At 39.1% G+C, this 13677-nt stretch carries 14 protein-coding genes; 6 read left to right on the top strand and 8 right to left on the bottom strand.

Annotated features, from left to right (window positions below):
• Positions 1-10: 10 nt before the first annotated feature.
• Positions 11-388 carry a hypothetical protein gene (locus VB797_RS11005; protein ID WP_323237717.1) on the bottom strand — a complete coding sequence of 126 codons (378 nt, stop codon included), beginning with the start codon at positions 386-388 and terminating at the stop codon, positions 11-13.
• A gap of 297 nt (positions 389-685) precedes the next feature.
• Between VB797_RS11005 and VB797_RS11000 the strand changes: the two genes are divergently transcribed.
• The 6 genes from VB797_RS11000 (at position 686) to VB797_RS10975 (ending at position 6732) form a co-directional block, all read left to right on the top strand.
• On the top strand, positions 686-1048 hold the full coding sequence (locus tag VB797_RS11000; protein ID WP_323237716.1) for a helix-turn-helix transcriptional regulator: 363 nt from the start codon (positions 686-688) through the stop codon (positions 1046-1048).
• A gap of 302 nt (positions 1049-1350) precedes the next feature.
• Entirely contained in the window at positions 1351-1713 is a 363-nt protein-coding gene (locus VB797_RS10995; protein WP_323237715.1) for a helix-turn-helix transcriptional regulator, read from the top strand.
• 197 nt (positions 1714-1910) lie between these two features.
• The gene (locus VB797_RS10990; protein ID WP_323237714.1) at positions 1911-3605 is read left to right on the top strand and encodes an ABC-F family ATP-binding cassette domain-containing protein; all 1695 of its coding nucleotides are present in this window, start codon (positions 1911-1913) and stop codon (positions 3603-3605) included.
• A 322-nt stretch (positions 3606-3927) separates the two neighbouring features.
• Positions 3928-5532 (top strand): 2,3-bisphosphoglycerate-independent phosphoglycerate mutase, encoded by a 1605-nt coding sequence (gene gpmI / locus VB797_RS10985; protein ID WP_323237713.1) that lies wholly within the window; start codon positions 3928-3930, stop codon positions 5530-5532.
• Positions 5533-5695: 163 nt separating this feature from the next.
• Positions 5696-5929, top strand: a complete 234-nt coding sequence (gene secG, locus VB797_RS10980; protein WP_323237712.1) for a preprotein translocase subunit SecG — start codon at positions 5696-5698, stop codon at positions 5927-5929.
• Positions 5930-5931: 2 nt separating this feature from the next.
• Positions 5932-6732 carry a peptidase gene (locus VB797_RS10975; protein WP_323237711.1) on the top strand — a complete coding sequence of 267 codons (801 nt, stop codon included), beginning with the start codon at positions 5932-5934 and terminating at the stop codon, positions 6730-6732.
• A 265-nt stretch (positions 6733-6997) separates the two neighbouring features.
• Here VB797_RS10975 and VB797_RS10970 read toward each other — a convergent pair whose 3' ends face one another.
• The 7 genes from VB797_RS10970 to deoC form a co-directional block, all read right to left on the bottom strand.
• The gene (locus tag VB797_RS10970) at positions 6998-7228 is read right to left on the bottom strand and encodes a hypothetical protein (protein WP_323237710.1); all 231 of its coding nucleotides are present in this window, start codon (positions 7226-7228) and stop codon (positions 6998-7000) included.
• 83 nt (positions 7229-7311) lie between these two features.
• Complete coding sequence (locus VB797_RS10965; RefSeq protein ID WP_323237709.1) at positions 7312-7626, bottom strand: addiction module antidote protein; 315 nt, start codon at positions 7624-7626, stop codon at positions 7312-7314.
• Positions 7623-7856, bottom strand: coding sequence for a hypothetical protein (locus VB797_RS10960; protein WP_323237708.1), 234 nt, complete (start codon positions 7854-7856; stop codon positions 7623-7625). The genes VB797_RS10965 and VB797_RS10960 overlap by 4 nt, the downstream gene beginning before the upstream one ends.
• Positions 7857-8128: 272 nt before the next feature.
• Positions 8129-9292: a glycosyltransferase family 4 protein gene (locus VB797_RS10955; RefSeq protein WP_323237707.1), complete on the bottom strand. Its 1164-nt coding sequence runs from the start codon at positions 9290-9292 to the stop codon at positions 8129-8131.
• A 374-nt stretch (positions 9293-9666) separates the two neighbouring features.
• Positions 9667-11166: an MFS transporter gene (locus VB797_RS10950; RefSeq protein ID WP_323237706.1), complete on the bottom strand. Its 1500-nt coding sequence runs from the start codon at positions 11164-11166 to the stop codon at positions 9667-9669.
• A 182-nt stretch (positions 11167-11348) separates the two neighbouring features.
• Complete coding sequence (gene recO, locus VB797_RS10945; protein ID WP_323237705.1) at positions 11349-12260, bottom strand: DNA repair protein RecO; 912 nt, start codon at positions 12258-12260, stop codon at positions 11349-11351.
• Positions 12261-12798: 538 nt separating this feature from the next.
• Positions 12799-13473: a deoxyribose-phosphate aldolase gene (deoC, locus tag VB797_RS10940; RefSeq protein WP_323237704.1), complete on the bottom strand. Its 675-nt coding sequence runs from the start codon at positions 13471-13473 to the stop codon at positions 12799-12801.
• Positions 13474-13677: the final 204 nt, after the last annotated feature.

Raw genomic sequence — 13677 nt, 5'->3', positions numbered from 1 at the left:
TTTTAATGGATTAGGAATTGGATATTAAAGGTCTAAAATATTCCCACTCGCTAGCCATTCCCACATCATCAGAAACCGTCTGTCGTTCTATTGTTTTCAAGACACACAGGCGGTTTTGCAATAAGCTATGCAGCGCATCTTCCATCTCTGTAGGGTACGAGAAATAATCGAATTCCCGTTCCATGATACGATTTAGTACTTGCCATCTCTTGAAGTTCGGGCAGTTTTCAATTAATACTTCCACTTCCTTTTGCCAAGTCGGAAAAAGCCGGTAGCTAAAAAATCCGCTGCAAACTCCACCCTGCTCGTTCCAATAAGAAATACAAATCTTATATTTAAGTAAAGTAATTTTCTTAATTTCTTTGACATCATAACCAGCCGCTCTCAAAGCAACTTTCGCTTCAGTAAGTGATGAGGTAAAAGCTACTTAAGTTATTGCTTTTTTACAATGATAGTAGGACAAAGCTTTATGCATAAAGGCATTAAGGCTTTTCTCACAATCTCTTTTAATCATGATGTACCTTGACAACTAAGTTACAAAAGCAACTATTTTGTTTTTCGTAGTATATTTTGTTTGCTTTAGGTAACAATACACTATAGAAGACAAAGCTGTCAATAAAAAATTAAACTTGTAATATGGAAACGAAAGTTTTCAATTTTTATAGTTAAGTCAAACCCCTCAAACGTGGATACACAAGCTAGACAAAAACTGGTAGAAGTAATTAAACTAGCTCGCGGTTCAATGAGCTTACGGGCTTTTGGTAAGCAGTTAGGCGTTTCTGCAAGCGCTGTCTTAGCCTGGGAGAAAGGAGAAAAAGTTCCAGACACTGCTAATTTGGCTTCAATAGCTGCTCGCGCTGGTTATTCTTTTGAAGAATTATTATGCCATTTAGAAGGAAAGCGAATACCTGAAGCTTCTGAATTGAGTGTCGTTTTGAAGCAAGTCAGTAATATGCCATTGTCTCAAGCAGCAATTGTTGGTAAAGCCATTATGGATAGATTAGCTGCTGCTGCCGAATCTACGGGGAATGAAGCAAAAGCAAGTTGAGTTTTGTTTGTTAGTAATGGTAATAGAGGCAGTATCGCTGAACGCCATTGTTGAATAATTCCTTATAGCCATGATGATCCTTAAGAAAGTTGACTTTTATAATTGACCCATCTTGCTTACGAGCTAAAATGAACTCATGTGATTGATAAATCTTTTGACTTTGGTTTATTAGTCTTAGACTGTGTTTACTTAGTCACTAATAAGAACTTATTGTAAATCCAATTAGCTGTCAATATCCGGTTTACAATTCGTGAAAAAAGACTTAAAAATTATTTTTGCAGTAACGTTCATAGTAATAATTAGTGAAACTAGAAGGCAGAAAGAAATTAAGTGAGATAGCAAGAGCGGCTCGTGGTTCCATGAGTCAAAGAGCGTTTGCAAAGTTTTTAGGGGTTTCCTTCTCCACCGTACAGGCATGGGAAAGAGGTGATTCTATCCCAGACATTCAAAATTTAGCCAAAATAGCTCAAAGAGCAGAATATTCCATAGAAGAATTATTTGGTGACTTAGGTATAAAGCCCGCTTCACAACCTTCCGATTTAGCAGTAATTCTCAGACAATTAAATAAAATGCCTTTAACTGATGTAGCGACTATAGTTCAAGCTGGTGTGGCTAGAATATCTGCTGCGGCTGAATCTATCGGTAATGAAGCGAAAGTTAGCTGAATCTGATTAACTGTAAATAAAACAACCACCTAATGTAGAGACGTTGCACTGCAACGTCTCTTATTCATGAAATATCGCGAAAAAATTTCCCCCCATAACAAATTCAACACGAAAAATGTAGTTAAATTTTGTTAAGATTGGACACAACGGAAGGCACGTTCCTCTTCAGTAACCATCCCTTACCTTGGAGATACTTGATGCTACGACTAGAACATATCAGTAAAATTTATCCTACAGGCGAAGTTCTCAAGGATGTTAACTGGGAAGTAAAAATTGGCGATCGCATTGGTTTAGTCGGTGTGAATGGTGCTGGTAAGTCCACTCAGTTAAAAATCATCATTGGGGAAATGGAGCCGACATCCGGCGAAATTATCCGTCCTAATAGCCTGCATATAGCTCACCTTAACCAAGAGTTTGAAGTCGATCCGACTCGCACCGTCAGCGAAGAATTTTGGACGGTATTTGAGGAAGCTAACGCCGTACAGTTAGCTCTGGCACAGGTACCGCGAGATATGGAAACCGCAGACCCAGATGAACTTGATAAATTAATTAATAAATTAGATAAACTACAAAGACAATTTGAAGCCTTAGACGGTTACGGTTTAGAAGCCCGCATCGGCAAGATTTTACCAGAAATGGGATTCGATCAAGAAGATGGCGATCGCCTGGTAAGTTCTTTTAGCGGTGGTTGGCAGATGCGGATGGGTTTAGGTAAGATTTTGCTGCAAAAACCCGATTTATTGCTGTTGGATGAACCTACAAACCACCTTGATTTAGAAACTATTGAATGGTTGGAAAATTACCTTAAAGGTTTGACTACTCCAATGGTCATAGTTTCTCATGACCGAGAATTTCTTGACCGACTGTGTACTCAAATTGTCGAAACCGAACGGGGTGTTTCTACAACCTATCTTGGAAACTATTCTCTGTATCTACAGCAAAAAGCTGAAAGCCAATCAGCACAATTAAGTGCATTCGAGCGTCAGCAAAAAGAATTAGATAAACAACAAGCCTTTGTAGAGAAATTCCGGGCTAGTGCGACTCGCAGTACCCAAGCAAAAAGCCGCGAAAAACAGCTTGATAAAATCGAACGAGTTGAAGCACCTATTGCTGGAGTTAGAACCTTAAGATTTCAATTTCCCCCAGCACCCCGCAGCGGACGCGAAGTAGTAGAAATTAAAGATTTAACTCATAATTATGATGATAAAATCTTGTTTTTATCGGCGAATCTATTAATTGAAAGAGGCGATAGGATTGCTTTCTTAGGTCCCAATGGCGCGGGTAAATCTACCTTACTGCGTTTAATTACGGGTACGGAAAAACCAACCGAAGGAGAGGTTAAATTAGGCGAACACAACGTTATTCCTAATTACTTTGAACAAAACCAAGCCGAAGCTTTAGATTTAAATAAAACTGTCATGGAAACTATCCATGATGATGTTCCCGACTGGAAAAACGAACAAGTACGCACTTTGTTGGGACAATTTTTATTTAGTGGTGATACAGTATTTAAAAACGTTGCCGCTCTGAGTGGTGGAGAAAAAGCCCGTTTAGCATTAGCCAAAATGTTATTACGTCAGGCAAATTTACTTATTTTAGATGAGCCGACAAACCACTTGGATATTCCGGCAAAAGAAATGCTTGAAGAAGCCTTACAAAATTATGATGGTAGCGTTATTGTAGTTTCTCACGACCGATATTTTATTTCTAAAGTAGCTAATAAAATTGTGGAAATTCGCGATGGTGAATTCCGAGTTTATCTAGGAGATTATCATTACTATTTAGATAAAATTGCCGAAGAAAAAGAGCAAGCAAAATTAGCAGCGATTGAGGCAGAAAAAGCAGCTAAAAAAGCTGAAAAACAGAAGAAAGCAGCAGCAAAGCGTCAATAAACTATTAAAAAGTTAGAACGGTTAAAATCCGATAAATAATTACCGTTCTACAAACATTCAAAATGTTAAATTCTGTTACAAAAAACCGACTGAGACCAAGATTATTTCCATAAACCTAAGATATACAGCAGTTTGCAAATAAATGAGGTACATTTCCCTACTCCCTTATAACGATATGTCCTGTACCTGACTTAAATGAAATCGGCTATATATCTAAATTAAAGATATTTGATAAATTAATCTAATAAGTAAAAATTCACTTGCGGTTGTGAGTGTCGATGGTATTATTCGGATATTACGAAAAGTAAAGGGCAATTTTGTTATGATTAAAGCACCTGTTTCTCCCGTGGTGCTAGTAATATTGGATGGATGGGGTTACTGCGAGGAGACCAAAGGAAACGCTATTGCCGCTTCTTCAACACCTGTTATGGATAGCTTAATGCAGGCTTATCCAAACACGTTGATCGACACCTCCGGAAAAGCGGTGGGTTTGCCAGAAGGGCAAATGGGCAACTCAGAAGTAGGACATTTAAATATAGGTACCGGACGAGTTGTACCGCAAGAATTGGTACGAATTTCCGATGCTGTGGAAGATGGTTCTATTAATCAAAACCCAGCACTTGTGAAAATTTGCCAAGAAGTACAAAGTCGGCAGAGTAAACTACACTTAGTAGGATTATGTTCTGAAGGTGGCGTACATTCCCATTTGAGCCATCTATTTGGCTTATTAGATTTAGCTAAATCTCAAGGAATTTCAGAAGTTTGTATCCATGCTATCACTGACGGACGCGATACTAAACCCAGTGAAGCTCTAAAATCAATCGGACTTATTCAAGATTATATAGACCGCACAGGAGTTGGACGCATTGTCACAATTAGCGGACGCTACTATGCAATGGATAGAGATAAACGCTGGAATCGCATCCAAAGCGCTTATGAGGTAATGACGCATGATGCAAGCGATAACCGTTCTGCTTTAGAAGTAGTACAGTCATCTTATGCACAAGGAATCACAGACGAATTTATTGTTCCAGTGAGAATCGCTCCTGGAGCGGTAGAAGCAGGAGACGGGGTAATATTTTTCAACTTCCGTCCGGATCGAGCTAGACAATTAACTCAGGTTTTTGTGAAGCCGGATTTTGATGGTTTTGAAAGAACTCTAATTAAACCGCTATCTTTTGTAACTTTTACCCAATACGAGCAAGATTTATCAGTAGACGTAGCATTTAAACCCCAAAATCTCAACAAAATTCTTGGTGAAGTAATTTCCCAACATGGTTTAAAACAGTTCCGTACCGCTGAAACCGAAAAATACGCTCACGTTACCTACTTTTTCAATGGAGGTTTGGAAGACCCCTTTGAAGGAGAAGACCGGGAACTGGTCAGTTCTCCAATGGTAGCTACCTACGATCAAGCACCCATGATGTCAGCTTCATCTGTTACCGACGTAGTTTTAGCAGCTATTAAAAAGGAAATCTATTCCTTAATAGTAGTTAACTATGCGAATCCAGATATGGTAGGACATACAGGTAACATGGAAGCTACCGTTCAAGCTTTGGAAGTGGTAGATAAATGTGTGGGACGCTTGTTAGAAGGAATCAGTAAAGTTGGAGGTACGGCAATAATTACAGCCGACCACGGTAACGCTGAGCATATGATCGATGAAACAGGAAATCCTTGGACTGCTCATACTACCAATCCAGTTCCTTTAATTTTGGTAGAAGGAGAAAAAGTTAGAATTCCCGGACACGCTACCAATGTAGTCTTAAGAAGCAATGGCAAGTTAGCTGATATTGCTCCGAGTATCTTGGAGATTTTGCGGCTTCCTCAGCCACCAGAAATGACGGGGATATCGCTGTTTAAGCCAGCAGAGTATGACGTAAAATCAAATCGCTCTCCCATGAACTTAGTGATGCAGAATAATTAATTTTTGTTAGTAGTTGGTAATTTTACTGGCTACTGACTTTCAATATTGATTAAAGTTTAACTAGAAGAATTAAGTTAAAATTTGTTAGTTGCTGGTTGTTAAATGCTATTCGTTTTACCAACTACTAACTACCAATAAATAATTACTGACTACTTAAATAATTATGACTCTTTCAAACGTAATACAAGGTATCTGGTCGTTTTCAGCCATTGGTTTAATTATTTTAGTTTTATTGCACAGCCCCAAAGGTGATGGAATCGGAGCGATCGGTGGACAAGCACAACTGTTTAGCAGTACTAAGAGCGCCGAAAATACTTTAAATCGGGTAACTTGGGCGCTAACAGTAACTTTTCTCAGCTTAACCGTAGTTTTGAGTGCGGGTTGGCTTCCTAAATAGGGATGAAAAAACATCGAAAAATTAACAATCCAAATTTATTTAACCAGATAAAAATAGTATTGTTAACAATCGGCACCACACTGCTCGTTATCTTAACTAACGCGCAGTCTTTTGCTGTGTTTACATTTAACTTGACAAAAGTACCGCAATACCAGGCGGATATAAAAATTTCCCCGATCTCTCAAATTCCTGTTTTACCACAAAAAGCCCATCCTTTACCATCAACCCTAGCGCGATCGCAACACGATACAAATAGCGGTGATTATTTTGCTGAAATTAAACCCACTAAATATGGTTATTTAATTTGGTCGCAATTTCCAGTTAAGGTTTACTTAGAAACACCACAGGGAAATAGCAGCAATCAAGCACAACAATGGGTTAATACCGTCTCGAAAACGGTAGAAGAGTGGAATAGTTATTTGCCTTTAACAATAGTTAAAAATCCAGAAGTCGCTGATATTAACATTGTGCGGAAATCTCCACCACTACAGTTTACTCCTGGAAGTAAAATTCCCCGCGCTCGTTCTGCGTTAACTAGCTACGAAATCTATACAAAAGAAAATACTTTATACCATCGGTTCACTATATTGTTAAGTCCCACTCAAACGGGCAAATACCTCTTAGCAGCCGCCCGTCACGAACTCGGTCATGCTTTAGGAATTTGGGGACACAGTAAAGATCAAGGTGACGCTCTATACTTTTCTCAAGTTAGCGACCCGCCGATGGTATCTTCTAGAGATGTGAATACTTTGAAGAAGATTTATCAGCAGCCTACTAGTTTGGGGTGGGAAAATAATAATTGATATAGAGACGTAGCTTGTAGGTTGGGTTAGACAGGAAAAATAAATTTCGTTTGTAAAGCGAATTTATAATTATCGTGTCGTAACCCAACATTCTTCTTTTCTGGTAAATTGAGATATTTAAGAATGCTCCGGAAAGAATTTGTTAGGTTACAGCGCTCTTCTTAATTTCTTGTTGAGCATTATTATTCTTCATGCACCGTGAAGCCAACCTATTAACTACTACTTTCTTAATATAAAGCTGTAAAATATTGCTTATTTCTATAAATTATGCTTGAGCTAACGCTTCAACTGTGGGATATTTCTCTATAAATTTTTCGTATAAACGAGCAACTAAAGGCGCATTAGTCTTCTGCAACATGAATTCTGCTACTAAAATGGCGTAAGCATATGAAGTATCGCGCCAAGGAAATTTTCTGCGGTGTTGTTTTCCCCAAGCTAACAATTCACTACGAAACCATTTAATTTTACTTCTGGGTATTGTCTGGTATACAATCATTTCTTGTCTGGTAGACAGTCTGGTCTTATTAAAAAAAAGATAGTGCGATCGCATTGCTATGTCTCAACACTTTTTCAAACCGACTATGCAGCACGAATCGGTTGTACACTCAAGCGATAACCAAGATTGTGCAAAATAATGCTGATGGTTCGCAGTTCAGGGTTTCCTTCTTGCGACAAAACCCGATACAGGTTTTGGCGGTTCAAACCAGTTTTTTCCGCAAGGTGTGTCATTCCCTGCCTCGCTTCCACGACATTCCGTAGCGCTTCCAGAAAAAAACCCAAATCGCCGTCCTGCTCGTACTCTTCAAGGGCAACATCCAGGTAAGCCTTCACCATTTCTGGGTTCAGCAACTGCTCAAGCACAACTTCGTCATGGTTTCTCAGTTTCTTGGTCATCTCGCTCCTGGTAAACTTGCCAATATTTTTTTGCTCTTTCTATGTCCTTGTCCTCCCTCACCAACGGACTTGCAATCTCCATAATTGCCTTGTTTAAGACGCTCCATCCGGCGAACGATCCGGGCGCGAATTGTATAGTCCTTTAGATTTTCCAGCCATTCTGTGTACGGCTCTTTGCTGTCTGCTGTCGCATAGACTTTCAGCGCTTTTGGACGAATGATATCAGCCATAACTTAATGATAAAATGTATCTTAAAAGCGACAAAAAGTCAACTTTGTCATCACTCATAATCTCAACACTTACGATTTTTCGGATATGATTGGCTATTTTTTAACAAGACGCAAGCTAACAATTCACAGCGAAACCATTTAATTTCACTTCTGGGTATTGTCTGGTATACAGTAATTCTGTGTCTGGCAGACAGTATGGTTTTATAAAAAAAGATAGTGCGATCGCCAGCAAAGCGATGGTCGCACTACAAAAAATAAACTGGGTGTCAAACTCAAACGGCTTTTTTAGTATGTTGGGGACGAAAATGCACGCTTCGTCTTTTTACAACTTCTTCGTAAAGCTTCTCTAGCTGAGTTATATTTTTGCTGAGAGTATAACGTTCTAATACTCGCTGTCGTGCTTTTTTGCCTAACATCAATGCTAACTCTGGATGATCCTGGAACAATGGTAATAAAGTGCGTAATTGCGATCGCACTCTATTAGTATCAAGTATTACGCCTACTCCATCCTGTAATACTTCTCCATCAGCACCGACTTCAGTTGCCAAACAAGCCAAACCACAAGCCATTCCTTCTAATAGGGATAAAGATAAACCTTCAACTAAGGATGGTAATATAAATACATCGGCTCCCCGTAATATTTCTATGCGCCGATTGTCATCAGCAACGAATCCCAGCCAGTTAATACCGTATTCTGAACCATAAAAAGGCTCCAAACTAGCTCTTAAGGGACCATCACCAACTATTAGTAATTTACTTTGCGGTCCCATTTCTGCTTGTCTCCAGGCACGCAGCAACGCTTCAACGTTTTTTTCTGGGGCTAATCTACCTTGATAGACAAATAAACGTTCGGCTTGAAATTCAGCTTTGATGGCTGATATACCGGGAGAATATTTATCAACGTCTACTCCATTAGGAATAACGGCAATGTTTTCAGCTGGTACACCCATACGTGCTAGCAGTTCTCGCTGGAGTTGCGAAAACACGATTGTGCTGTCGTAATTACCTAAAAAAGGTGCATACAATTGATACGCCAAAAGCTGGGTTCCGGATACTAATTTTGCTCCTTTACCAGCAAACGGTGTATGGAAAGTAGCAATCAAAGGGATATCTAGTTTTTCACAGATTTCTGGTAACAGGAAATCTAGAGGAGATAAAGTTAGAGAAGCATGAACGATGTCTGGTTTAATCCGTCGCAGCGACTCTGTTAAAACCTTTGTCGCTTTAAACGTGGGAATAGTATAAACCTGAGACTTATAGATAAAAGGTAGGGGTACCTCCCGACAATTTAACTCGTTTGAGCTTTGGGATACTTCAGCAGCAAAATGCAGAAAGCTAACTTCATGTTGCCGCTCTAGTAAACCATTAGTAATTTCTCTACTGTAGGTAACGTTGCCACAAAAGGGCGTTTTTTTTCCAATCCAAGCTATACGCATTCTTGATTAGTAATCTGGAAAGGGGGTTTATTAGGTCAGCTATCTTTGCGAATATCACTGATATGGATCTACGATTGCACTCGCTGGCTTTGTCGATATCATAATATAGCAATCCTAATTGCTAACAACGCAAATTTTTACGTTTTTAAAACTAATAAGTTATAAATTTATTTATGCCATTGTTATGCTATTAATTACTATACGTTTTTATATAACAATTTAGACCCTATGTATAGCGTCTAACTTATGCATTTAATCCCCAATATCACGGGATATATTATTGCTCATGCAATTTTACCATGCTAGTAAAAGCAATAGTCAACATAGCTATCGTATCAAGGTAATAAACGATCGCGACTTAATCTTAATAACTATTAAGGGGATTCATACCTAGTTAATATACCACCACAGAAAACAATAGCAGCTAATGCTAGAAATACTGTCTGCAATCCAAAAAATGTTTCTGCGATACCTGCTAATGCTAAAGGTAAAGTCAGAGCAATATTAATTAAATTATTTTGCAGACCGAATACCTTACCACGCATTTGGGTCGGAGTTTCGGTTTGAATGGCAGTTTGTAACGGAATACCTACTAATGCACCGGATACACCTAACAAACCGATTAAAAACAGTACAGTCCACAGTTGCTCGGTAAATAAAGCCAAACCAGTTAGAGAAATTATCATTCCGATGCATCCAGCTAAGCTCAAGCGCGAGGTGGAAAAATTTTGTCCGAATTGACCTAAAACTATTGCACCCAATGCGATACCAATACCACCAGATGCTAGTAAAAAGCCAAACTGCTCGGCTGCGAGACTAGGTATAACTTCTGCGATCCGCACCGCTAGTACAGTTAATGCAGCTAATACCGAAAACAGGATGATTAGCTGTATCAAAGCATTACGGAGACGATGATTTTTTCCCAAATACACGAAACCATCTTTGAGGTCTGCAAAAATATCGTTAGAAACCTGTTTTTTCTCCTGGAGTTTCTCATTCGTCGTTAGCAATAATAAAATCAATCCAGCGATCGCGTAGGAACCACCAACTAGAATTTCTTTTCCTAATCCACCACTACCCCCAATTTTCAACCATAAAGCGTCTGCTGCTGATAAAAGAGGTTCTCCAATGGCGAATCCGACAATTACCGATGCCATCATGGTTGTAGTGTAAAGCGAATTTGCCGAAAGTAAGTTATGCGGCTTGACTATCAGAGGTATAACTGCTTGCTCTGCGGGTGCGAAAAACTGGGTTAAGGTGGAAACTAAAAAAGTTACTGCCAAAATAATTAGGAAACCAGGGGGAATATTCCCTACACTGTGCCAATCTTTCGCTAACCATAGTAGCGGTACAATTGCTAAAACTAAAATACCGCGCCAAATGTTCGTTGACACCAGCACCGTTTTTTTAGCCCATCGATCTACAAATACCCCAGCCAAAGAACCAAACAGGACTGCGGGAATTGTAAAAGTCATCATTAAAGCCGATACCCAGCCGCTAATGCTGCTTCCCTCAGATTGAAACTGAGTATTAATCAAAGCAATCATTAGCACCAAATATACTTTATCTGCTAACTGACAAAAGACTTGCCCGCCCCATAGAGCGAGGAAATTATGGTTTGTCAGGATGGGTAAAAACCCTTGATTGCTTGTATTTATAGTTATCTTCCCATTGTTTTCCTTAGATGGATCGGATTGAGCAAATGTAGCAGTAGCTGCTTGCGAATTTTGTTTCAAATTATTGCGGCTACTCTCGTGGGAATATAATTCATCTTTGATTTTATTTTCCCAATTTTTATCAACGTCGCTTTTAGGTATTTCCGACATCGATTTGTGATTATTACGATCGTTTCTAGAAACGTCTCTTGCTGACATTTCGTTTGTAGTTTTACTTTACTGTAGGTGGACTTGAGAAAATGTGGTTATTGAATAAGTGTGAAAATTAAACCCTACTAACCAAAAAATACCAGCTTATTGACTTGTTAAATCAGTTTTTTGGCAAAATGCCGCAAAACCTTAAATATCTTCACAGTTTTTTAAATTAAACTTAGCTATTATTAGCCATGATTTGTAGCAAAATAGGAGTCTATTAAAGCTGCCGAACGAATTGAACGACCGTAATGGTATTGAACATATTGTCTTAACAAACGTTCAATGTATAACCAGTTTTCATTGGTTGCTGTTTCTTCTATTATGTGCGATCGCGTTAGTTGCTGTAATAAATCTAGTTCAGTTGCACTCAAACGACGCAGCACGGTGGGTAGTTCTTCTTGATGAACAATAGTTTCGTAGATGGGGGATGTTGGAACAGCATAAGTTCCACCCGATTCTTTGACGACAGACGCTGTTGCTACTTGTTCTTCCATTGTAGTTTGTGCAATGGATCGCAGATTTTCCCAAGCGGACATTGAAATAACTCCACCTGCATTAATGCTAAACCCTACCAAAGATTTAGGATTCGTAAAATCTGGTGTAACCGGAATTCCATTCAAACAGCAAGCTTCTACTTGAGGTCTTAAACCAGCTAAAGCCAAAAGTTGAAAAACACCATGCACTAAATATGCTAAAACATCTTGGCTAGTGCATGGTAATTGTTGTAAACGATTCAGATGTTCGTTAAACAGTTCAAATAGTTCATCTTGGGGTTGTTCGCTTAATGCTTGAGCGAGAACAATTTCTGCTAAATATTGAGAAGCTGCTAATTTACCTAGACCTCCTCCTAAATTTGGATAGGATTTGATAGTTTGGGCTTGAGTAATTTTATCTAGACTTCGCCCTTTAGCAATCAGTAATTGGTTTACTACAAATATGCCACTTCTCCCACCCAGGCTGGAATTGTGCTTGCGTGCGCCGGGAGCGATAGCTCGAATTAATCCAAACTCTCGCGTCAAGATTGTTACTATTCTATCGGATTCACCAAACGCTTGGGCTTTTAAATTAATTCCAGTTGCTTTGTAGGTTTTACTCATTAATAATTGACTATAGGAATCCGTTTTGATTTCTGAGTAGGGAATAGGGAGTAGGGAGTAGTCAGGATGGAAAGTTAAATTTGATTCAGCCCTGGCGACTGGAAGTCGCACGTTGCTACAAGTCGGGGAACCCGCCCAACGCAGTGGCTTGGCTACACAGGCAAAACCCCTCCGGGCTCACTAGTTTGGCGGGACGGAAACCGACACCGCCAACTAGATTCACCGCCTGCGCGGGTTATTTTAGAAACTCTATGCAGATGGACTTTGTTTGTGTAGTAGCGGTTTTAACTGCCAGCTTCTTTCTAAATTTCTTACGAATCATTTAAAATTGCTATATGTACTGAAGAACCTTAACTATTAGTCATAGTTACTAACATTAGACCTTTAATCTTTAACCTTTAACCTTAGACCTTTAATCTTTAATCTTTAACCTTAGACCTTTAATCTTTAACCTTTAATCTTTAACCTTTAATCTTTAACCTTTAACCTTTAATCTTTAACCTTTAATCTTTAACCTTTGACCTTTAACCTTTGACCTTTAACCTTTTGAGTCTTCAATACGCTGACGCAATAGATCCACCCCACGAGAAGTACCTAATCTGGTAGCACCTGCTAATATTAATTCTAAAGCTTGGTCAACAGTGCGAATACCTCCTGAAGCCTTAATTTCGATTCTGTCTTTTGCTACTTCCTTTAAAAGCTTTACATCTGCTACTGTTGCACCACCATTCCAACCAGTGCAAGTTTTGAGAAATGATGCACCTGCATCCATCGATACTTCGGCTGCGCTTTTTTTCTCAGTATCGCTCAATAAATTTGTTTCCAAAATTACTTTGATAACTTGTTCGGTTTCTTCACAAATAGCAGCGATTTCCCGATGTATTTCCTCAGTTTTACCAGCTTTTAACCAACCCAAATTCATCACTACATCTAACTCGACTGCACCGTTTTCTGCTGCTTCTTGTGCTTCATAAAGTTTGACTGCGGGAGTCGTCGCTCCGGTCGGAAAACCAATCACAGTACAAACTTTCGGCTGTTTACCATGTAGAAATTCTGCGGCAAAACGTACCCAAGTAGGATGAATACAAACTGCTGCAAAATGATATCTATCTGCTTCTTCACACCATTGCTCGACCTGTTGTTGAGTTGCTATAGGATGAAGCAAAGAGTGGTCGATAAATGGCGCAATATCAATATCGGAATGTGCTGCCATCGGTTTTTATACTAATCATGTAATAGTTTTTTTTAGTCTCAATAAGAATGTAATCTTATTTTTGACACATTGAACGTTTATTTTGGAAATCTTGTTAAATCGAAAATGCGAATATTTATATTTTTGGTTTCGATAAGAGGGAGTAGGGAGTAGGGAGTAGGGAATAGGGAGTAGGGAATAGGGAATAGGGAATAGGGAGTAGGG

Origin of the sequence: Rivularia sp. UHCC 0363, from assembly GCF_034931125.1 — a bacterium.
Lineage (GTDB): Bacteria > Cyanobacteriota > Cyanobacteriia > Cyanobacteriales > Nostocaceae > Rivularia.
The sequence above is the reverse complement of the archived record's forward strand: the minus strand, read 5'-3'. Positions and strand labels throughout refer to the sequence as shown.

Excerpts from the sequence above, each read along its gene's own strand:
- VB797_RS10965 (WP_323237709.1), bottom strand. The coding sequence starts at position 7,626 with ATGACCAAGAAACTGAGAAACCATGACGAAGTTGTGCTTGAGCAGTTG.
- secG (WP_323237712.1), top strand. The coding sequence starts at position 5,696 with ATGACTCTTTCAAACGTAATACAAGGTATCTGGTCGTTTTCAGCCATT.
- VB797_RS10990 (WP_323237714.1), top strand. The coding sequence starts at position 1,911 with ATGCTACGACTAGAACATATCAGTAAAATTTATCCTACAGGCGAAGTT.
- VB797_RS10975 (WP_323237711.1), top strand. The coding sequence starts at position 5,932 with ATGAAAAAACATCGAAAAATTAACAATCCAAATTTATTTAACCAGATA.
- VB797_RS10950 (WP_323237706.1), bottom strand. The coding sequence starts at position 11,166 with ATGTCAGCAAGAGACGTTTCTAGAAACGATCGTAATAATCACAAATCG.
- gpmI (WP_323237713.1), top strand. The coding sequence starts at position 3,928 with ATGATTAAAGCACCTGTTTCTCCCGTGGTGCTAGTAATATTGGATGGA.
- deoC (WP_323237704.1), bottom strand. The coding sequence starts at position 13,473 with ATGGCAGCACATTCCGATATTGATATTGCGCCATTTATCGACCACTCT.
- VB797_RS10970 (WP_323237710.1), bottom strand. The coding sequence starts at position 7,228 with ATGATTGTATACCAGACAATACCCAGAAGTAAAATTAAATGGTTTCGT.
- VB797_RS10960 (WP_323237708.1), bottom strand. The coding sequence starts at position 7,856 with ATGGCTGATATCATTCGTCCAAAAGCGCTGAAAGTCTATGCGACAGCA.
- VB797_RS10955 (WP_323237707.1), bottom strand. The coding sequence starts at position 9,292 with ATGCGTATAGCTTGGATTGGAAAAAAAACGCCCTTTTGTGGCAACGTT.
- recO (WP_323237705.1), bottom strand. The coding sequence starts at position 12,260 with ATGAGTAAAACCTACAAAGCAACTGGAATTAATTTAAAAGCCCAAGCG.